The sequence below is a fragment of the Xenorhabdus stockiae genome (assembly GCF_002632825.1).
Lineage (GTDB): Bacteria > Pseudomonadota > Gammaproteobacteria > Enterobacterales > Enterobacteriaceae > Xenorhabdus > Xenorhabdus stockiae.
In genome coordinates this window covers 18,769-38,893 of record NZ_NJAJ01000035.1, presented here as the reverse complement: position 1 = coordinate 38,893, position 20,125 = coordinate 18,769, and the positions used below count along the sequence as shown (strand labels likewise).

Genomic DNA, 20,125 nt, shown 5'->3' with positions numbered 1-20,125 from the left:
GGTACGAAACAATGTCTATTTCCCGGATGCCAAAACGTTCCGTAAAACCCTTCATCATTTTTTTCATGTCACCTTACCCGAAAAAGGACAGGAATTAGCTACCCGGCTGACCGATAATTTCCAAACTTTAATTCCTGCATCTTCAAGTTAATTGCATATAGATTAAAAAAAGGAAAATATAAAATTCAGACTCAACTTAAGGAACAGGATCCTAGTCCCTTAAGTTTTAAAGAGTGAATCTGATTATTTTCCTTTGGACATCATCTTCTGCATCACCATCTGCCCGAACATGCCCGCGGACTGCCTGACCTGCCCCACGCCCTGGCTCATCATTCCGGCCATATCGCCCATGCGTACACCGGCCCACGCTAATGCGCCCAGCCAGACCATCGGCAGCACAATAAACAGCGTACCCATCACCAGCCCCATGATTAAATCATCCGAGGTGTTCTGAATACCCACCAGATTAAACAGACTGTGGGTGTCTGATCCGTACAGGGCTTCCAGCAAATGGCTGTCCAGCCAGCGCGCCAGCTCCCACCAGAACGTCAGAAAATTCAGTGCGAAAATCACAAACGTCAGTGTGAAGATGGTCTTAAATTCATAGGCCGCAAACAGCACAATCAGCGGTATGAGGATATACAACGCCATCAGAATCACCGCCTGCATCATCGGCAACGCCTGACGTACCGCATCGAACATCGGCATACTGAGTAATCCACCCAATAAAGCCCCTGCGGAAGTGCCGATGCGGTTAGCGCCATCCAACAAGGTGGGATCGGCATTACCTCCATAGCCTGCGTAGACATAGCCCTCCTGAGAAATCGTCAGGTTCACCGGGCTGACCAGACGGCGGATCACCGCTTCCTGATAAGCCGGCGTGTTTTTACCCAGTATTTTCAGTGTCGCTGACAGGCGCAACCACAACCCCGGATCGGCCTGCGCCAGTACCCGATCTTTCAGACCTGTCTGGGCCGTTGACCACCAGGCCTGACACGTCGGGTATCCGCCCTGCCCGGTATACGGTCGCCCGTTATCCCGATTCTCCTGCCACGGAAAATCCGCCCGGGGGAGGCGGGATTGCAGCGTCCGGTAATCCCCGGCTAAAAACGTCCGACTGCCCAGCCAGTCGATATCATTCAGGATAATCGGGTCAGTGATGTGTTCCTGATCGCGTTGTTTCCACTGATACAGGGCTAAGGCATAGCAATCATGGGTAAAATCCTGCAATTCTGCGGCCAGAGCCGGATTACTGATGCGGGTGTGCTGCACGTCAAAGCGCAGTTGCCGCAGATCCGGCCGACAGGGAATGGACGCCACCGCCGCCTGTGTCAGTCCCTTGGATAACCGGTGCACCACCGCCCACCAGAGCGGCACAGACGCGGTCTGGTTATTCAGGCTGGACATCACCGGCGCATAGCCACTGTTATCCGGGGTTGTCGGTGTCCAGGTGCCACAGCTTTTGGCACGGGAAGTATCGTACTGAAGGGTGGTCAGGCTGACATTGACCAGCGGCACACAACACACCACCATCACGAAGAACGCGCCGTACAGGGTGTTTTCAATCCGGGCCAGCGACTGTAATCCGGCCTGACCGTCTTCTTCGCCACACTCTCTGACTGTCAGCCAGACCGCAATCACTTTTACTACTAACGGCAGCGTAAACAGTCCGGTCGCAATCAGGATGTGCCATAGGCCATTGTTGATGACCCAGCCGAGTAGTGTCAGAAAATATTCCAGATAGCTGTTGGCTGTCATCGTATCTCCTCAATAGTGCCTGACAAGGCATACTCACCCAGCAGGATAAACAGCAGGCTGGCCACCATCATCCGTATCAACATTGCGCGATATTCCGGCAGATGTTTCACCCGTTGCCAGACTTTCTGACCTCCCCAGCTCAGTACCGCATACAGGCCTAACCGCCAGATTAACCAGACTCCCCCGGTTTCGGTCACCCAGTGGTGAATACGATTAAGTTTTTCTGCCTGATGCAGCCCGACCCAGCCTGTCGCCAAAGTGATACCCATCACCAACACGATGAACATTGATAACACTGCACCTTTTCTGAATATTGAATGTTTCTCTGTCATCATCCGCCTTACCTGCGCTCACGGCTCGGGGTTTCCAACTGGTAAAAACGCGCATCGGTGTTGTCCGGCACTTGTTTTTGCGGATGCATGTTGATGCGCTGGGTGTCCCGCTCAATAATGGTCAGGATGGCATTACGGGACAGGGCCTGTTTCAGCTGCATTTCATTCTTCAGCGCATCAATTTCCCGGTCCAGCGCGGCAATCCGGCGTTCCCCTTCAGCCAGCGCTTCTGACTGTGCTGCCGCATTGGGTTCGGACATGCCGGTGATAAGCATCCGCCGCATCAGTAACGCGGTTTCCACGGTTTCCGCCATCGCCAGCTCCCCCGCTAAACGGCCCGTCAGGGCAGCCCGGTCCGGGTCGCGCTGCAACGCCTGAATGACACCTTGGGTTACCGTCAGGCTGCCGGTTTTCAGTTTTGCCAGATTGACCATCGTCGGTTTTTCCGTACCACTGACCAGCTTCACCAGTTGTTCCGTATTGGTTTTAGTATGCTCCTCCAGCATCGGGGCAAAGCCCGTGCCCGCAACGGTAGTGCCCGGCTGGTGTTTCTCGCCGCCACTGGTGCAGTCTGCCGCTTGGGTACAGGTCCGGATGACCCGGTCGCCCAGCACGCTAACCACCGCCTCGGCCGCCTCACGGGCGTTGCTGAATTTACGGCAGGCACTGCCTTCACACTTAAGGCTACTGACCGACGACTGACTCAGTACCGGCATCTGGTTCATCATATTAAAACCGGCACGGGCTAAATCCCGGGTCGGGCGAATGGCATTCTGCCCCTTACCGCCCTGCCGCTGGCCGCCAATCCACGGATGCCCGCCGGCACCGGTGGCTTTGCTGCCCGCGTTATTGACACGCACCGCATCCCCATCTCCACCGTTAACCAGACTTTTGTACTCCTGCAAAGCAGCCGACTGCGTCCATTTGGTATTCTGCGCAAAATCCATCATTTTATTGGCCATCGCCTGACAGTTGAACTGGGCTTTGTCGAACGCCACATTGGCCTGTAACACCCCGTTAGTCAGCATGTCATACAGTCCCGGATTGGCCCGCTGGATAATCATCGCCGGCAGACTGGCCACCGCACCGGTGGCGCCCTGAATGACATCACTCATCAGGTTCTTGAACCCGGCTGTAATCCCGTTCAACTGATTACTGACCGTGGCTTTCAGGTCAAAATTGCCGCACATCAAATCCGAACGCCAGCCCAGCTCTAATCCACCGAGGGTGGTGGAGCCACTGCGACTGGCCGGTTCAGATATCACCGAACCACCCCCTAAGGTATAGAACAGCGTATCAGACACTGCACCGCTGGCGTCTGCCCCATAACCCAGTGCGCTCCGGTTCACCTGCGGTAAGGTCAGAGACAGCCCCGTGGCATTAGCCTGTGCCGAAGCGATGACCAGTCCACCGACCATCAGCCATAACGCATTTATTTTTCTCATGATTCATCCCTTGTTCAGATATCCGTACTGCTGAGAAAACGCTGTCCGCGCCGCTGGCAACAACTGTAGGGCTGCCACAGAGCATAAGCCTGATTGCCATTGCTGGCCGCCGTATGTTCCCCATCAGGAAACACGGCGCAGGACTGACTTAACTGCGGTGATAACCGCTGCCACTGGTGATTTTTAGCGCCGGTATTTTCGGTGACTTGCTCTGGAGGCCAATAACCCGCAGTACGGGTGCCTTTCAGGGTCTGATAAACATGGGGTTGCCCGACACGGGTAATGATATCTGCGACCCGTTGCGCCACCACAGCCGCCGCTTTGTCATCATCAGTCTGATTAACAAACCCTGAGCGCGGATAAATATTGCCCCATACAGTGCCGGCCATCTGACTGCCCAGCTCCCGCTGACCGGGGATCAGGGCTTCCGGGTAGAACGATTCCGGTAACCCGGAGCGCCACGCCACCGAATCCAGTGTGCTGAGAAAATAAGGCACCAACGGGGTGGCGGCACTGCGACACGAATAGCCGGGAATCTGTCCGCCTATCAGGTTAGTTGCCGGATGCCCGATGGCATCAGCATATTTGAAACGCAGGCTGGTACGCCGTTGCCCGGCAATCTGAACATTGTGATCCCCCCCGCCGGCGTTCAGGTGAGAGAACGCCCCGGTCACTGCATTTTCCAGCCCGCCGGAAAGTTGACTGACCTGCGCCATTTCTGTCCATGGATTGCCACCGGAGGCGTGATAGGTAGACACCACCACTTCGGGGAGATAATGGGTCACCTTCACCGAGGTTTTCACCGTACAACCGTGCAGGCCACAGAGCAGCCAGTAACAGAGGCCACTAACCCGCCACTGAATACAGGACGGCGAAAGACTGCCGGCGACAATCTGAACCGTATTGATGGAAGCCTGTGTCACCGGGGAAAATGCCGCTATCAGGGTGATGAGTGCAGGAAACGTCACACGTTGAAGACTCATGGTTGATATTGCTCCCTGAGTGCGCGGGCTTTTGCCACATCCGCGGTGCCATACACCACCTCCCTATCATCAAAGACCACGGCCGGATACTTTTTTACACCGGATTGCCAGGCCTGTACCACGGCACGGTAAGCCTTAATGAGTTGTTGTTCCTGCTGATGCCAGTGGGACGATTGCAATATTGCCTGCGCTTGCTTTGTGGCTTGCTGTGGATCAGCAGAAAGCTGAGCAAAAATTTGCTTTTGCTGTTGGTCAGCGGCATCCAGCCAGACGACCGGTGTTTCAGAAGAAAGGTTAATGGGTGGGTGTTGGCTGTCGGTATAAACGACAATTTTTGCGCTGGCTGATAACGGCAGTACCAATCCTACACAAAACAAGAAATTCAATTTCCTCATAAACCATTTCCCATCAGACAAAATATCGGAATAGCCTGAAGAAACATTTTATCGATGTCAGTAATTAATTAGTTTTCGGGAGAAGGAAATTGATTTATACATCAAAATAAGATGCAATCATAATCTAATGAATTATAGATTAAATCTATTTAATGGATATCTGTTGTATGAATTTATCATGGCGTCAAGTAATACGTTTTTTCATTTTGCTATTAAGTCCAATCATTGTCGAATGTATAGCAATCGCTATTGCCTATGGTGTAGATAGCCTGCCTTTTTTTGATTGGTATTGGTGTTACACATATTGGTACTACCGTGCTTTTGTTTTGTGGCTGACAATGGCCTTGGTTGTACTTTTCCTGACATGGCCATATCGTCGGTGGATTGCTGATTTGCCTTTAGGGAATCTGAAAAATTTTTCTTCTTTTTGGCTGGCAATCGGGGTCGCAATATTACTTTGTCTTACTTTCTATGGGTTTGGCATTCTCTATTTTACACCATCGGAGCATATGCTCGCTGAGTATGATTCAGCATCATTATGGATCTATCTGTCATTTATTTTATTTCCCCCTGTCATAAACGAAATTATTTTTCGTGGGATGCTACTAAACGCCTTCAAGTCAGAATACCCATGGACTTTATGGATGGGCACCTTTATAACTGCCTCAATATTTGCAGGCATGTCGATGGAAGAACCTTATATCAGCAATTTTGTTCAAAATTTTATTCTAGGAATACTATTAACTATTGCTCGTATACGTAGTGGTGGCTTGCTATTACCCATTTTGCTAAGTATAGAAGCCGCATTGATAGCAGTTATTTTGATAAGTTAACCCGAATCTTGGATGAAAAAAATAAACACCCCCGCCGCAAGCTGCGGGGTATTCAGATATGAAATCACCCGCTTCGCATCGTTCAATTCTTATTTTGACGGATTACTATCCTTTTCATTAATGATAAAAGCGGTAACATGTCGAAAAAGTGCTTGTCAGGCTGTGCTTACATTCTTTTTTTGCCGAGTAAATTGCTAAGTCATCGGTGGATAGGGATCCCATTAAATGTATGAGTACAGCACTGGCACAGGATAGGTATATCATTTTCTGACAGATTTGGATTAACTGTTCTCAAAAAACCAGCGTTATCGACAAATAACCCATTATAATAACTTGATTCACCACAACGGATATAATCTCTTTGTTCATGCTCATGTAACGCAACTATCAAAAATATAGGCTCTGGACGGTCCAGTCGCTGAATGGCTTCACTGTGAACTACATCCCATTTCTCACCCACTTTACTCAGTAAAAACATAAAGAGCGGCGTGTAATCTAAGCCATGCCTTGGCTTACCTTTCATTGACTGAAAATACGGCATATCTTCCCGGATGCGTTTTTGTTTGGCTCGCTCCCATCGATATTCACCACCATGAGAATGAAAAACACAATGAGTTGCTGTATTGACTCGACGATAAAGTTTCTTTTTTCTATGATTTGATTGATGATTTTTCATTCTTATTTTCATCTCATTTTTTAGGTAAGAGGGTGAATTTTTTCTCCGTCAATATATCCGATAATACGGTTGAATATTTATGTCAGTTTCAACCCCCGCGCCAGATCCATCCTCCTTGCGACCAACACCGCAGCCTCCAGTTCATTGCACTGATGCTCACGCATTAACGCCCGCCGTTCGGCTTTTTCTTCTTTTTCCGTCATCCCCAGCGCCAGATAGAGGCTCGGCGGCACGACCCGGAACAGCGCTTCGATTTTTTTCGCCAACACTACGCCTTCGGTGTAACAGCGAGGTAATTTACTGGCGGAGAGCAACACCGCTTTTTGTTCTTCGGTCAGTTTCTTGAAACGCGCGATTTGTTCCACCTCGTCCGGGGGCATGGTGAGACACAGCCACCATTCGGCCATATTCAGCATTTTTTCAGCGGTATCCGGGTAGTCAGCGAGGTTTTGTGTGGCGAGCCACAACCAGGCACCCAGTTTACGCCACATTTTGACGACTTTGGTCATATAAGGGGACAGCAATGGATTGGTGGTGGTGATATGGCCTTCGTCTATCACCAGTTGCAGTTCCCTGTCCTGATACTGGTCGCGTTCGGCGAGGTTATTGACGGTGTTAATCAGTGACACCATCGCCAGTGCCATCTGTGCCGAGTAGTTCTCACGTGCCAGCGTACCCAAATCAATTAATGTCACATCCACTTCCGGCCACGGTGTGCCGGGGCGGTTGAATAGTTCGCCTTCAAAGCCCTGCGTAAACATCGACATGGCGCCAGCCATTTCATCGGCCCGTGCCCGGCGGTGGGCGGTGATTAACGGCTGGCCGTGTTCATCCTGCTGATAGTTGCGGGCAATGGCATACAGCGCAGTTTGTAAATCCGAGGCCACCATCTGATGCCCTGCCTCATAGCTGATCTGTGCGGCTAACATAATCGCTTCACGAATTAATCCGCGATCTGAACGGGTCAGACGTTCTTCTTCTTTTTTCTCACCGCCGGTGATCATCAGCCGGGCGGCAATTTCCATTTCCCCCAGAATATCACGCTGTTCATCGCCGTCTTCCTGTGCTTCATCAGTCTCCGGAATATCGGCTTCATTAATCCGTAATTGTTTGGGACTGAGTTTCAGTAACTGATGCGCATCAGCAAACAGGACCAGACTGACGCCACAACCCGGTTTGATACCAATTTTATTCACTGTCAGCCCCAGACTGGCGTAATAGTCTGCCAACAGTCCAAAACTGTTCCCCGCCTCCACAATAAACAATCGCGGCCGGTGGATCGCCATTAGTTGTACCAGCGAAGCACACAACGTGGCGGATTTGCCAGCGCCGGTCGGGCCGAACAACAATAAGTGCGCATTCTGCGTGCGATCCAGTTTGTTCATTGGATCAAAGGTCAGCGGCGCGCCACCGCGATTAAAAAAACTGAAGCCCGGATGCCCGGTGCCGGTTGAACGTCCGGTGACCGGCAAGAGTCCTGCCAGATGCTGGACCCACGTCAGTCGGCTGTACCAGTGTTTTTTGTCTTTCTGCGGGTTAAAGCCCATCGGTAAGGCGCGTAAATAAGCATTCAGCGGGGATACACTGAACTCCGGCCGCACAGGCTGCAACCCTGCACTCAGTAACGTAGAAGAAAGCTGATGTACCCGATGATTCAGATTACCCAAATCTTGCCCCCGCACCAGAAAGGTCAGTGCACTGCGGTACAATTTATGCCGTCGCCCCAGTAATTCCTTCACGGCCTGCACATCCTGCCGGACGCGCAGCGATTCGGTATTTTCCCCGACGGCATTTTTTGCCAGTCGGGTGAAGCTCTCTTCCAGGGTATCCTGTGCCTGCGCCACAATGGTCAGCGTGACCACCGTGCCTTCCGGCATCATATCAATCAGCGCATTGATATTGTCTCCCCGTTTCACTTCCCCTGTCAGGGTGCCCGGCTCGGGTGGGCGGCGCAGGCGCTCAACCGGCACCGCTTTATGCGGCAAACCATCAAACCACCAGACGCCGTTCTCAGGATCCGATACTGGCGGGGTAAACCACAGACTTTCGGCAAAGTCATTATTCACCGGGGCTCGTGCTGTGTCGGGGATTCATAACGTACCGCACGATAAAAATCGGCTTTGGTCATGCCCCAGTCCGGGGCCGGGTTAAAATGACGCAATAACCAGCTGTGGATCTGCCCGCCATCCTGTCGGGTTGCCACAATACCGGCTGATGCCAGTGATGATATCAGTCGTTCGCAGACCTGATTGAGTGCTGCCACCGACGATACCGTTTGAGGGTGAGCCTTCGATTTATGCGCAGGCAACCAGCGGTAAACCACCATGCGCGTCTGGCGCTGCTCCCCCCGCCACGACTGTCCGGTAATCAGAGAATCCTGAAATATCCCGTCAGGCTGGGCAATGCTGTTCAGGTGACGTGCTGATTCTGCCAGAAAAGCGTCAGTAAAGGCTGTGCCCTGCGCCCACGGTTTCACATAGTCCCGTAACGTATTGAGGTAACCCGACGGGTCATCGTCATCCTGACAAAAAAACTGCACTACCCACGGCGAAATATCGTCCTCGTCCAGACTGTCCTGAATGGCATCTTCCAGTTGGTCGCGGATTTCAATCAACCGTTCAGCGGGACGCCCTTCGGTGGCGACCGGTTCAATCTGATAAACGGCCCCCACGGACACCCCGTCATCCAGCAATAAACACTGCCCGTCTTCCAGATATTCCACCCAGGGCAGGTAGTCGATAATCGACGGATTCGCCCGGTAAATCGCCGCTTCATCCGTTTCGCGTAGTTTGCCGGGGCGGTGCAATGCGTTGGGATTGTCCATTACCGAGCCTCCGTGCGTTCACCCGGCAGGGCATACTGCACCTGCTGATAAAACGGGAACACCGTGCTGTAGCCCGGTACCGGCGTCTTGCCCGCCACCAGATGCGGGTAGACATACATCACCATATCGGGATTGGGCAGGCGGGGAAACTGGTCGTGCTACCAATAGTTAGATGCGTATTTTTTTTAAGAGGAACATTAGTTCGTAATTCACTAATTAATTTGCAGTTTTCTATCTTTTGAAAGCCATAGAGCATATATCAATCTAACTATTGGAGTCATAACCTAATGTTCCAGCGAAGTCAGATAACATGATATCTCTGATTTTTTGTACTAATATCAATCAATTTTAACACCAGATCAATCTCGTCTATTCACCTCATCGCGGTTGAGCGAAAGCGTCTTAGCATCCTCGTTGACGATTGAACTACATACCCATTATGTCATCCAGCTTTGGACTAGGTGCAGATGAGAAGAAATCAGTAATACGCATAAGGTTGCGGGGGAGTCTAGTGATGGCGAAGGTGATTATCCATCAGCGGTTGACGCTGGCGTAGTACCCATAAAAACAATCTTTTTTGGGTGGGGAATAAAAATGAGGCCATTTAATGTGGTCTGATAATCAGATCAGAATGGATTGTGTAATGATATATTATACCCAAATATTGTTTTACCTTTATTTGAAATGACTATAAAAAAATGGTCTATTTCTTCCTGAGCTATGCACACATATACTTTTCTACCTTTCTTTGTCATGTGAAAAGAATCGAATTATATTATTCATGCGCAGTGGGTTCTATTAGGTAATAATTATGAAGGTTTTAGTCTGGGTATATTATAATTGTTGAGAGTTGGGTGTCGCAATTTATATAGCTCAATAATATTATTTAAATAATAACTGAATAATATTGCTTTATTTAATGTTATGTAATGAAAGTTGATTTATTTATGGGGTGATATCTCACTTGTTAAAGTATTGGTGTCAGATTTTTCTTATGGATATATATAAAAATAATTTTAGTTATTTATATTCACTGAGTTAACTCTAAATGTATTTCATAAATTAAGGAAATATTACTATGATTACAACAAAAGCTTGGCAATGGATAAAAAATCCAGATCCTCTCCAATTAGTGCTTGGAACGAAAATATTACCAGAACTTAAAGAAAATCAAGTTTTAGTTAAAAATAAATGTGTTGGAATTAATCCGGTTGATTGGAAACTAATAGCCGGATTATCAAGTGATTGGAAAAAAAATCAAATCCCAGGTGTAGATGGTATGGGAATAGTTATTGATATAGGAAAAAATATTAAACATATTCGCCATGGAGCGAGAGTAGCTTACTTTGCTGATTTGCGTAGAGATGGAAGCTTTAGCCAATATACTATTGTGGATGCTAAATCTCTTCTTGCAGTTCCTGAACAATTAAGTGATTTATCTGCTGCTGTGTTTCCTTGTGCTGCTCTGACAGCTTATCAAGCAATGAATAAAGTACCTTTTTTAGTTGGAAAAGATGTTTTGGTAAATGGTGCTGGGGGAGCTGTAGGTAGCTTGCTATGCCAGCTTCTGATACAGAAAGGAGCTATAGTCCATGCGACTGCAAGTTCTCATCGCCATAATTTTTTACGTTCTATGGGAGTTAATAAAACATATGATTATCACCAGACTAACTGGCGAGAAAAACTAAAAAAAGTACCTTTGTACGCGGCATTTGATATGGTTGACAGTAAAAGTGCTTTATCTTTAGCTTCAATGCTTGAGTATTATGGACACTTAGTTTGCGTACAAGATCGAGTAGAACAAGCTCCATTAGAGCCGTTTACTACATGTATATCACTACATGAGGTAGGTTTAGGTGCAATTTATACTCATGGTAGTGAGTATCAATGGTGTCAGTTAGTAAAAGAAGGAGAAGTGCTTTTACAGCAGGTTTATCGCAAGGAATTAATTTTACCTGAAATTAAGGCTATTAATTTTGAGGAAATACCAGAGACACTGGCACAATTGGCTCAGAATAATAACAGTATTAAGTATGTTGCTTGTCTTTCAAATAAGAATACCTGATAACAAAAATATATTAATCGCAAGCGTGAATTTGAAAGATTGGGCATCATGGGGAGTTGAATGTAAGCATTAAGTGTTGGAACTGCCAAAAAGGAGACCAAAAATTAAACATTACTTGTTTTGCTAATGGTGAATGAAAATTGATTTTTTATAAGGAGATAAAAGTAAGTAATTTTATCTCCTTTTCCATAACTGGTTATTTATTGAGTCACCGCCTGTTTTGCCCTGATAGTTTGACTGACTTATCAAGGCTAAACAGGGGTTTTTGTGCATGTCTGATGCAGAAGAAAAAAACACGTCTCAGCCGCGTTTACGCGCCGGTGTCTTAACCTCTTCATTAACGATTGAATTACATACCCACTATGCCATCCGGCTCTGGGCAGGACGCCGGCGGGAAGATATCAGCAAAACACATCAGGTGACGGCGATCCTCGGAATGCCGCAGGTGATCAAACGGGCCGGTCATATCAGTGTGGATGCCGCTGCCGATAATCCGTATGCCGATGTCTGGCTGGTGAAGCTGGAACAGGCGTTGGAAGCCGTATCGGCCAATCTCAGGCAGAATCTGGCTATTTTGCAGGATATCCTGAATGCGGTGCCAAAGCAGATTACCCTATCCGCCGTTTCCTCTGTCGAACCGCTGAATATCGGCGTCTACAGTCATTCCCCGTTAGGTTACCGCTGTGTCTGGCTGCTGGTTGGTTACGACCAGCTGGCGATGAAAACATTTCAGGCTTTTCATTACGGACTGATTTCACGGGCAGAGCGGGATGCCTTTCTGCACAACGGCAGCCGGGCCATCCGCCAGATTTACGGCCTGGTGCGCTCTTACCGTTCACTGGCGGTCACCCGGCAGGATATTGCCCAGAAAACCCCCGCCGGGCTGGATGCCATTAAACTGTTGGGTGAACCGCATCCCGATATTCTGTCAGGCAGACAGCGTTCCGCGTTCGCCTCCCCGTTACGTTCCACAGAGCACGATTAACGGAGGGGAAAAGATGCAGCTTTATTTATGTGAAAAGCCTTCTCAGGCCAGAGACATTGCCCGCGTTCTGGGGGTGAAACAGCGTGGGCAGGGATTTCTCTTCAGTACCCGTATCATTGTCACCTGGGCCATCGGACATTTGCTGGAGGTGGCGGCCCCCGAACAGTATGGTGAACAATTCGGCCCACCGTGGCGGCTGGAGGTGCTGCCGGTGCTGCCCGCGCAATGGCAATGGACGGTAAAAAAAGAGGCCGCTGACCAATTTGCCGTGACCCGGCAGTTATTGAAACAGGTTGATGAGGTGATTATTGCCACCGATGCCGACCGTGAAGGGGAAGTCATTGCTCGCGAGTTGCTGGAATATTGTCGTTTCACCGGTGCGGTCAGGCGGTTGTGGCTGTCGGCACTGGATGAAACTAGCATCCGGCAGGCACTGGAGGCCACCTTACCGGGGGAGCAGACGGAAGCACTCTATCAGGCCGGGCTGGGGCGGGCGGGAGCCGACTGGCTGACGGGTATCAATCTGACCCGTTTGTATACCCTGAAAGCGCAGGCCCTGGGGTTCGGCGAGGTGTTATCCATCGGACAGGTTCAGACCCCGACACTGGCACTGGTGGTGAGCCGGGATAAGGACATTGCGAATTTTGTCCGAAACCTTACTGGCAGGTAATGACGACGCTGGAGAAAGACACTATCCGCTTTCAGGCTAAATGGCTGCCTGCCACGGAGGAGGGCGATGACGAAAACCGCTGTACCCGGGAGGCCGTGGCACAGGCCGTGCAACAGCGTTGTCAGCAGGCTACACAGGCCACCGTGATGGCCGTCAGCAAAAAACGGGAGAAAACCCTGCCGCCGCTTTGCTTTGATTTGATTTGGGAACATTACAGCAGACGGCGTCCCGTCTCTGGGGGATGGGTACCAGTCAGGTGCTGACGATTGCTCAGTCTCTGTATGAAACCCATAAAGCCACGACCTACCCACGCACGGATTGCGGGTATCTGCAAAAAGGGGCTCAGGTCTACATTGAAGGTCAGTTGCAGACGCGCAAGTGGCAGGACCAACAAGGGCAGGATCGCTATTCAACCGAAGTGGTGGTCAATGTGAACGTCACGATGCAGATGTTGGGCAGTCGTGGCGATGCAAAGTCAGTGGCTAAGCAGCAGAGTGCACCAAAACCTATTCAGAAGCCCCAGCCCTCTCAGCCAACAAAAAAAGACAGTGCACCAACACAAATGGCACAGCTTTCAACGTTGTCGGAAAAAACGGAGGAAATGGAGTGGGATGAGATCCCGTTCTGAGTGGTTTAACCTATTGCCCTGTTGTCACAGGGCCTATTCTTATTTTTGAGTAACACTATGTGGTTTATTTACATACGAGCGATCAGTGTGGTCAGCTTATTTAGCCACTGACTGAAATGTGGGCATTGGGAACGAATGGTATCTAAGCCAATATCACCGACGATCAATGGGCCATGTAAGGTTTTATGATAATTGGGAATGATGGCCAAAATGCGTTTAGATGGCGCTGTTTGTGGGCTGTTGTTGATATCTTCAGGCGTATCAAATGCTTCTTTGATGGTCTGTAGTGCGGCAATCGGCGCATTGTCATCAAGCCAGTCAGCAAATTTTTCGGGTTGGCAGAACAGTAAGGCTTCAAATTCATGTAATAACAGATTGGGAATAAAATTAGTCTGCCCGATATCATTAGCAAAAGCCTGCTCCAGCTGTACGACCCGTTCGTTGGCCGCATTATCCCGTTGGATGTCATAGTCAGGGAAATCGGTAGGCAAACCGTAGTAGTCGATAAGTGTGGTGACGAATGCGCCGGGATCTTGTCGGCATAAGCGGGTAATTTGGTGTTTTACTTTGCCATAACTCGTGATACCGCCTTTCTGGCGGGAACTTGTCTGAGCTAATATGGGGGTCAGATAGATCTGTTGTGCAAAAAAATAAGGTGCCAGTACGTCCCGCACGAACGTTTCTTCCGTCTGTCCTTCTACAAAAACATTAATACGGATCATCGTTGTGGTCTCCCGCCGAGTAAGTTTTTCTTCCATAATTCACCCAGGCTATAGTCTTCAAGCCATTCGGACAGAGTTTCATTATCCAGTCGCTTAAAAGTGGAAGCGCCTTGTTGTTTGTCGACCACAATCAGGTCATCAGCATCAAACTGATTAACCAGCTCAACCGACTGAGTAGAAATAATCAGTTGGTGTTGATTACTGGCATTTTTAATCAGACCAGCCAGTACGTTGATTGCATAAGGATGGAGTCCGAGCTCAGGTTCATCAATAATAATGGAGTCGGGCATGTACGCTTCAGGTTGTAGCAGCACTGTTGTTAATAAAATAAAGCGCAGCGTGCCATCCGATAATTCACTGGCTTTAAAAGGAATATCCTGCTCTTTTTCTGTCCATTCAAGTTGAATATAGTCGGCATTATCCGGCGTAGGCCGCAGGTAAAAATCACCAAAAAAAGGGGCAACCATCTGGATGGTTTTGATAATGCGGGTGTAATGCTGCTGATGGTGTTTTTGCAGGCGATACAAAAACGCCGCTAAATTAGCCCCATCTTCCCGCAGATAATCATTGTCATTAATACGGTGGGTTTGTTTGACTTTGGCACTGTCACTCGTGTCATGAAAATGGTATACCCGCCAACGAAGTGTGATCGGCAAGGTGTCATTTTCGAGATTCGCATGATGCTGATTGACCTGAGATTCAAAATGTCCGGCTCCAATATCATACTCTCTCTTGCTGTCGCCAAGGAGTGATTCATGGCGGAACATCATACGGTTATCATTAGTGGGTTCCAGCTCAAATTTATAACCATTATGGCCAAAAGAAAGCGCGGCACTCATACACTCGGTTTTTTTACGACCAAAGTGCAATAACGTGTCGGGTCCCCCCATTTTTCCAACAAGGGATTGTAAGCGCTGATCGAGTAGTACGGCGGATAAACGAAAGAAACTGATGAAATTGGATTTTCCGGCGCCATTGGCCCCAATAAGGACATTCAGGCTTCCCATTGGTAAATCACATTTTGCGATAGATTTGTAGCCTGTTATCTTAATTCTGCTTAAGTGGTCATTATTCGTTATTGGTTTCATAATCTTGCCTTTTCAGCATCATGTGACTCAATTGTGCCTTATTATACACTTTTCTGACGGTGGTCTGATGGATATCATCTTGGGTAAGTACACCTGCCACGCGGAGTCTCTTATTTTAGAGAATGCGCAAATAGGCAGTTTTTTGTTCTTTAAATCTGAGCAGAAGGTATAACCCTGCCATTTTATTTACTTGTTAAACTTACACGTTCGATTATTGAATTAGATAACGTAATTCGTTAAAGTAAAAACGCTATCGGCAAAATCCGATAGTCAAGGAATCTCACCCTTGCTAAGAGTAACCCACTGGTAGGAATTTTCTGCCAGTGCGCCTGTTATCGCCCTTTCAATGGCGGTTCAGGCAGGGGAGGTTTCGGCCTCGCCGGAAGGTTACTCCCGGTAGTGAGATCCCTGTCTGAACCACCACCAATAATCTACAGAAGGGGAAGCAGGTATGACGATGATTCACACTCAGCAAGACTGGCACCCAGCCGAAATTATTTGTGCATTACGCAAGCGTGGTACGACACTCGCCGCTTTATCCCGCGAATCGGGACTCAGTTCTTCTACTCTGGCAAATACCTTATCCCGCTCATGGCCGAAGGGGGAACTCATCATCGCGACTCGTTTGGGAATGGAACCCTCTGAAATCTGGCCCAGCCGTTATTTCGATGACTACGGCAATTTTATTGAGCGAAAAGTGCGCCAGCCGGTTGATGAAAGCCAGCCAGAGGTTGAATAACGCGCTGATATCATCAATGTGATAATACCTGTTCAGAGGCTATCCATTCTTTTTTGTTTCAGTATTTTTATTTTCAGCAAACATAATTGAGTTGTTCATTGAATACATTATAGGGTTCCTTGCATAGTCAGGATTATTTTATGACTGAGCAGGAACCTATTTGGTATGAAAATAACGGTGTTAATCGGCTTAATTGCGGTCATGCTGACGGGATGCAAGGTCCCCGTAAAACAACCGCTACCTCAATCTTCCCAAAATAGTTTTTCTTCCGTGACGCTGACACAAAATGTGCAGTCGGTTTCACCGGATATTTATCAGCAAACACCCGAAATCGTCCGCTACGGGCGCTATGTGCTGGTCAGTACCGACCCGACAGCAGCGCAGCGTGATCCACTTTCCCAGTTGATTGATATTCAGCTCCCCACATCCCAGAACCCCACGGTGGCTGATGCCATGCGCTATGTACTGCGTCAATCCGGCTACGCACTCTGTGTACCTGACAAGAGGAATGACATCTTATATCACCAACCGCTGCCATCCGTACACGCGCAGTTGGGTCCGATTCGGTTACGCACAGCATTGCAGGTGATGGCAGGTCCGGCCTGGCAACTGGAAGTGGATGAGGTGCAACGTGTTGTTTGTCACCATTTGCGACAGGGCTATCAGCTCCCAGCTCCGGCTAAATCTACTCAGTCGGGAGGGCGCTGATGAAATTACACCCGCTCGGTGTGTTGGTATGGCTGCTGAGCAGTCCGGTCTGGGCAGTCACGCCGACACCGTTAGCTTCACAGCAGACACGAACGACAGAAAGCCAGTCGCAATCCCTGAAAAGTCAGGCTGAACAGTGGCAGTTAAGTGCCGATGAATATCAGCGTTATCAGCACCTGATGAACGGGCCACGGGGTCTTTGGTCACCGGGGCTTGATCCGTTGACCGCATTAGGGATTGAAGCCGAAAGCGATGTCGAGCGCCGCCGTTATGCTGAACAGTGGGTTAAGGCAGAGTTTGCCCGCACCGAAAAAGAGCTGCGTTTCCAACGGGAAGTGAATGCGGCCTGGCAGCGACTATTCACTGATGTTTTGCCGGTCAATATGGAAAAATCGGATGAAGCAAACGGTCGGCTGGCATTGTTTGTCAGAGCCAAAGATTGCCCGCAATGTGACACCCGTTTGGCCGAAGTGCTGGCGGCAAAGCAGCCGGTGGATATCTATCTGGTCGACAGCCAACGTAATGATGACACCTTACGGCAGTGGGCTAAAACGCATCATATTCCGGTTGAGCAGGTCCGTAACCGACAAATCACGCTGAATCATGATGCGGGATACTGGTTCCGGTTTGGTAAAGGATTGATGCCGGCATTATTACGACAAGGGGAGCAGGGATGGCAGGTCACTTCATTACAATGAAACGGCTGAGCGTATTTCCCATTATCGGTCTGTTATGGATGACGACCGGTCATGCCGAACTGAACGTGATTGCCGATTTAGGCGGCAAAGATGCCTCGCCCTTTTATGAAAGCATTAATGCCCAGCCGAATTATCGTTCTGCACAATCACACCCTTTCTCGCCAGAAGTGGCGGGGGGAGCAGCCATGCTACCGGTTAACACACCGGAACTGACACCGGGAAAAATAGTAAACCGCTCACTGCAATTGCCGGGGATTGGCGCGTTATTTTTGATTGGCGATGATCCTGACTCTCGTCAGTGGCTAAGTCAGCATGCAGCCCGTCTGGCACAATTGCACGCGATGGGACTGGTCGTTAATGTCAGTACAATGACTGGATTACAGTCACTGCGCGCTTTAGCACCGGATATCCTGTTATCACCGGCTTCCGGCACAGAGCTGGCCCGACGCTTGCAACTGCAACATTATCCGGTGTTGATCACCGAAACTCAACTTTCTCAGCAGCCCTCACTATGAGCCATCGTTATGTGGTTGAAGCCCTGCTGCGTCCGGCTGTTGAGCTGAATACCGCTGTGGTTTCAGCGGTTGCCGCATTTATCTGCATTCGGGCTCCCTGGGCGATTGCACTGGCACCCTCCGTCAGCTATGTGATGGCAGGGGGTTTTACTGTATTAGCGATAATACGCACCTGGCAGGGCATTCAGGTTATCCGCTATCGCCGAAATCTGAGCCGATTACCGCGTTACCAGATGAGCACAAAACACATTCCCGTCAGTCATCAACGTTTGTTTCTGGGCCGGGGTTTTCGCTGGCAGCAGAAGCATACCCAGCGTTTGCAGGATACGCGGCGACCGGAAGTCGAACGATTTGTGCAACCCTCTCAGGTTTATCAGCTTACCCGTTTACTGGAGCATCGAACCGAATACCGCTGGCCTCAGTTATCTGCGTTGTTACGCCGGGATTCGCCCTTTAATCCGGTGCGACCATTGCCTCCGGTTGGGGGCAATTCCATGATCCACGGTATTGAACCGCAGGAAGCCGAAGTGTTTATGGATCTGCGTGAGCGGGTCGGGCATACCTTAGTCATGGGGACGACTCGTGTAGGAAAAACCCGGCTGGCTGAACTGCTGATCACGCAGGATATCCGGCGGGGCGAGGTAGTGATTGTCTTTGATCCCAAAGGGGATGCCGACCTGTTAAGGCGCATCTGGGCAGAAGCCCACCGGGCCGGACGTGGCAGTGAACTGTCCCTCTTTCATCTGGGCTGGCCGGAGATTTCAGCCCGTTATAATGCGGTCGGGCGGTTTGGTCGGGTCTCCGAAGTCGCTTCCCGTCTGGCGGGGCAATTGAGTGGCGAAGGCAACAGTGCGGCGTTCCGGGAATTTGCCTGGCGGTTTGTCAATATTGTCGCCCGTGCGTTGGTGGCGCTGGGGCACCGACCGGATTACACGCTTATTACGCGTTACGTCAATAATATCAGCGAACTATATCAGCTCTATGCCACTAAAGTAATGGCAGACAGGGAGCCTGCGCTGCTGGAACAAATCAATCAAACTTTCGGCAAGCTGAAAGAAAAAGATATCCCGCGCAATATGCAGGGGCAGCCGGATGCGCTCCGGCTGTGGGCAATGGAAATGACGCTCAGCTCTGAGGCAGGTAAACAGCTCTATGACCCCATTCTGGACGGGTTACGTTCAGCTGTGCGTTATGACCGCACCTATTTTGATAAAATTGTCGCCTCGCTACTGCCTCTGCTGGAAAAACTGACCACAGGAAAAATCTCAGAGTTGTTATCACCGGATTATCTCAATATGGCGGACTTGCGCCCCATTTTCGACTGGGAACAGGTGATCCGCAAAAACGGCATTGTTTATATCGGACTGGATGCACTGTCTGACAGTGATGTGGCCTCGGCGGTGGGCAACAGCATGTTTGCGGATCTGGTCAGTGTGGCTGGGCAGATTTATAAATATGGCATGAATGCAGGGTTGCCGGTGCGCCAGGACGGCAAGCTCGCAATTAACCTGCATTGTGACGAATTCAATGAACTGATGGGCGATGAGTTTATCCCGCTGATTAATAAAGGCGGGGGTGCCGGTATGCAGGTGACGGCCTATACCCAGACCTCCTCGGATATCGAAGCCCGTATCGGAAGCTCGGCCAAAACCGCGCAGGTGATTGGTAACTTTAATACCCTGATTATGCTGCGGGTACGGGATAACCGGACGGCAGAACTGCTCACCAGCCAGTTGCCCGAAGTGGAAATCTACAGCAAGACACTGGTCTCAGGGCACTCGGATATTGCCGATGTCGAGCAGGGGCAGGATTTTACCTCGTCTACACAGGACAGGGTCGGCACGGTCAAAACGCCACTGGTGACGCCTGCTGAGATGATTAACCTGCCGAAAGGACAGGCATTCGCCTTATTGGAGGGCGGGCAGTTGTGGAAAATTCGTATGCCTTTGCCCACCGGCGATGACAATGATGCCCTGATGCCGGCAAGTTTGCAGAACATCGCTGAGCATATGCGGCGGCACTATCGTACCAGTGAAAACTGGTGGAAAGAGAAGGGGTAAT

Annotated in this window: 16 protein-coding genes and 3 pseudogenes; 9 read left to right on the top strand and 10 right to left on the bottom strand. The window is 49.6% G+C overall.

Going from position 1 to position 20,125, the window contains the following annotated elements; translation table 11 throughout:
* Positions 1–243: 243 nt before the first annotated feature.
* Genes Xsto_RS16215 through Xsto_RS16195 form a run of 5 tightly spaced genes read right to left on the bottom strand, consistent with a single transcriptional unit; the run spans position 244 to position 4,913 of the window.
* Positions 244–1,758 carry a conjugal transfer protein TraG N-terminal domain-containing protein gene (locus tag Xsto_RS16215; RefSeq protein ID WP_099125734.1) on the bottom strand — a complete coding sequence of 505 codons (1,515 nt, stop codon included), beginning with the start codon at positions 1,756–1,758 and terminating at the stop codon, positions 244–246.
* On the bottom strand, positions 1,755–2,093 hold the full coding sequence (locus tag Xsto_RS16210; protein WP_211284335.1) for a hypothetical protein: 339 nt from the start codon (positions 2,091–2,093) through the stop codon (positions 1,755–1,757). The genes Xsto_RS16215 and Xsto_RS16210 overlap by 4 nt, the downstream gene beginning before the upstream one ends.
* Before the next feature lie 5 nt (positions 2,094–2,098).
* Positions 2,099–3,535: an integrating conjugative element protein gene (locus Xsto_RS16205; RefSeq protein ID WP_099125733.1), complete on the bottom strand. Its 1,437-nt coding sequence runs from the start codon at positions 3,533–3,535 to the stop codon at positions 2,099–2,101.
* Between the two features lie 14 nt (positions 3,536–3,549).
* Positions 3,550–4,518, bottom strand: a complete 969-nt coding sequence (locus Xsto_RS16200; RefSeq protein ID WP_099125732.1) for a TIGR03756 family integrating conjugative element protein — start codon at positions 4,516–4,518, stop codon at positions 3,550–3,552.
* On the bottom strand, positions 4,515–4,913 hold the full coding sequence (locus Xsto_RS16195; protein WP_099125731.1) for a TIGR03757 family integrating conjugative element protein: 399 nt from the start codon (positions 4,911–4,913) through the stop codon (positions 4,515–4,517). The genes Xsto_RS16200 and Xsto_RS16195 overlap by 4 nt, the downstream gene beginning before the upstream one ends.
* A gap of 167 nt (positions 4,914–5,080) precedes the next feature.
* On the opposite strand from Xsto_RS16195, the gene Xsto_RS16190 reads away from it, so the two are divergent.
* Positions 5,081–5,746, top strand: a complete 666-nt coding sequence (locus Xsto_RS16190; RefSeq protein ID WP_169926664.1) for a CPBP family intramembrane glutamic endopeptidase — start codon at positions 5,081–5,083, stop codon at positions 5,744–5,746.
* A gap of 199 nt (positions 5,747–5,945) precedes the next feature.
* Here Xsto_RS16190 and Xsto_RS16185 read toward each other — a convergent pair whose 3' ends face one another.
* From Xsto_RS16185 to Xsto_RS16175, 3 genes and pseudogenes are all read right to left on the bottom strand, one after another.
* Entirely contained in the window at positions 5,946–6,422 is a 477-nt protein-coding gene (locus Xsto_RS16185) for a hypothetical protein (RefSeq protein WP_099125729.1), read from the bottom strand.
* A gap of 77 nt (positions 6,423–6,499) precedes the next feature.
* Positions 6,500–9,246 (bottom strand): annotated as a pseudogene (locus tag Xsto_RS16180) (conjugative transfer ATPase).
* Positions 9,246–9,398: pseudogene (locus tag Xsto_RS16175) on the bottom strand (TIGR03751 family conjugal transfer lipoprotein); the annotation flags it as partial. The pseudogenes Xsto_RS16175 and Xsto_RS16180, both read right to left, overlap by 1 nt.
* A 926-nt stretch (positions 9,399–10,324) precedes the next feature.
* Here Xsto_RS16175 and Xsto_RS16170 point away from each other — a divergent pair.
* The 3 genes and pseudogenes from Xsto_RS16170 to ssb all read left to right on the top strand — a co-directional run bounded on the left by Xsto_RS16170 (position 10,325) and on the right by ssb (position 13,594).
* Positions 10,325–11,311, top strand: a complete 987-nt coding sequence (locus Xsto_RS16170) for an alcohol dehydrogenase catalytic domain-containing protein (RefSeq protein ID WP_099125728.1) — start codon at positions 10,325–10,327, stop codon at positions 11,309–11,311.
* 271 nt (positions 11,312–11,582) lie between these two features.
* Positions 11,583–12,296 carry a PFL_4669 family integrating conjugative element protein gene (locus Xsto_RS16165; RefSeq protein WP_099125727.1) on the top strand — a complete coding sequence of 238 codons (714 nt, stop codon included), beginning with the start codon at positions 11,583–11,585 and terminating at the stop codon, positions 12,294–12,296.
* Positions 12,297–12,309: 13 nt separating this feature from the next.
* Positions 12,310–13,594, top strand: a pseudogene (gene ssb, locus Xsto_RS21605) (single-stranded DNA-binding protein).
* 68 nt (positions 13,595–13,662) lie between these two features.
* On the opposite strand, the gene Xsto_RS16155 reads toward ssb, so the two are convergent.
* Complete coding sequence (locus tag Xsto_RS16155; RefSeq protein WP_099125726.1) at positions 13,663–14,316, bottom strand: DUF4276 family protein; 654 nt, start codon at positions 14,314–14,316, stop codon at positions 13,663–13,665.
* Positions 14,313–15,404 (bottom strand): AAA family ATPase, encoded by a 1,092-nt coding sequence (locus tag Xsto_RS16150; RefSeq protein WP_099125725.1) that lies wholly within the window; start codon positions 15,402–15,404, stop codon positions 14,313–14,315. Before Xsto_RS16150 ends, Xsto_RS16155 begins: the two co-directional genes overlap by 4 nt.
* A 451-nt stretch (positions 15,405–15,855) precedes the next feature.
* Between Xsto_RS16150 and Xsto_RS16145 the strand changes: the two genes are divergently transcribed.
* The 5 genes from Xsto_RS16145 to traD all read left to right on the top strand — a co-directional run bounded on the left by Xsto_RS16145 (position 15,856) and on the right by traD (position 20,124).
* Positions 15,856–16,143, top strand: coding sequence for a helix-turn-helix domain-containing protein (locus Xsto_RS16145; RefSeq protein ID WP_099125724.1), 288 nt, complete (start codon positions 15,856–15,858; stop codon positions 16,141–16,143).
* A gap of 165 nt (positions 16,144–16,308) precedes the next feature.
* Complete coding sequence (gene pilL2, locus Xsto_RS16140; protein WP_099125723.1) at positions 16,309–16,851, top strand: PFGI-1 class ICE element type IV pilus protein PilL2; 543 nt, start codon at positions 16,309–16,311, stop codon at positions 16,849–16,851.
* Positions 16,851–17,549, top strand: coding sequence for a TIGR03759 family integrating conjugative element protein (locus Xsto_RS16135; protein ID WP_099125722.1), 699 nt, complete (start codon positions 16,851–16,853; stop codon positions 17,547–17,549). The genes pilL2 and Xsto_RS16135 overlap by 1 nt, the downstream gene beginning before the upstream one ends.
* Positions 17,525–18,064: an integrating conjugative element protein gene (locus Xsto_RS16130; protein ID WP_099125721.1), complete on the top strand. Its 540-nt coding sequence runs from the start codon at positions 17,525–17,527 to the stop codon at positions 18,062–18,064. Before Xsto_RS16135 ends, Xsto_RS16130 begins: the two co-directional genes overlap by 25 nt.
* Positions 18,061–20,124: a type IV conjugative transfer system coupling protein TraD gene (traD, locus tag Xsto_RS16125; protein WP_099125720.1), complete on the top strand. Its 2,064-nt coding sequence runs from the start codon at positions 18,061–18,063 to the stop codon at positions 20,122–20,124. Before Xsto_RS16130 ends, traD begins: the two co-directional genes overlap by 4 nt.
* Position 20,125 lies beyond the last annotated feature (1 nt).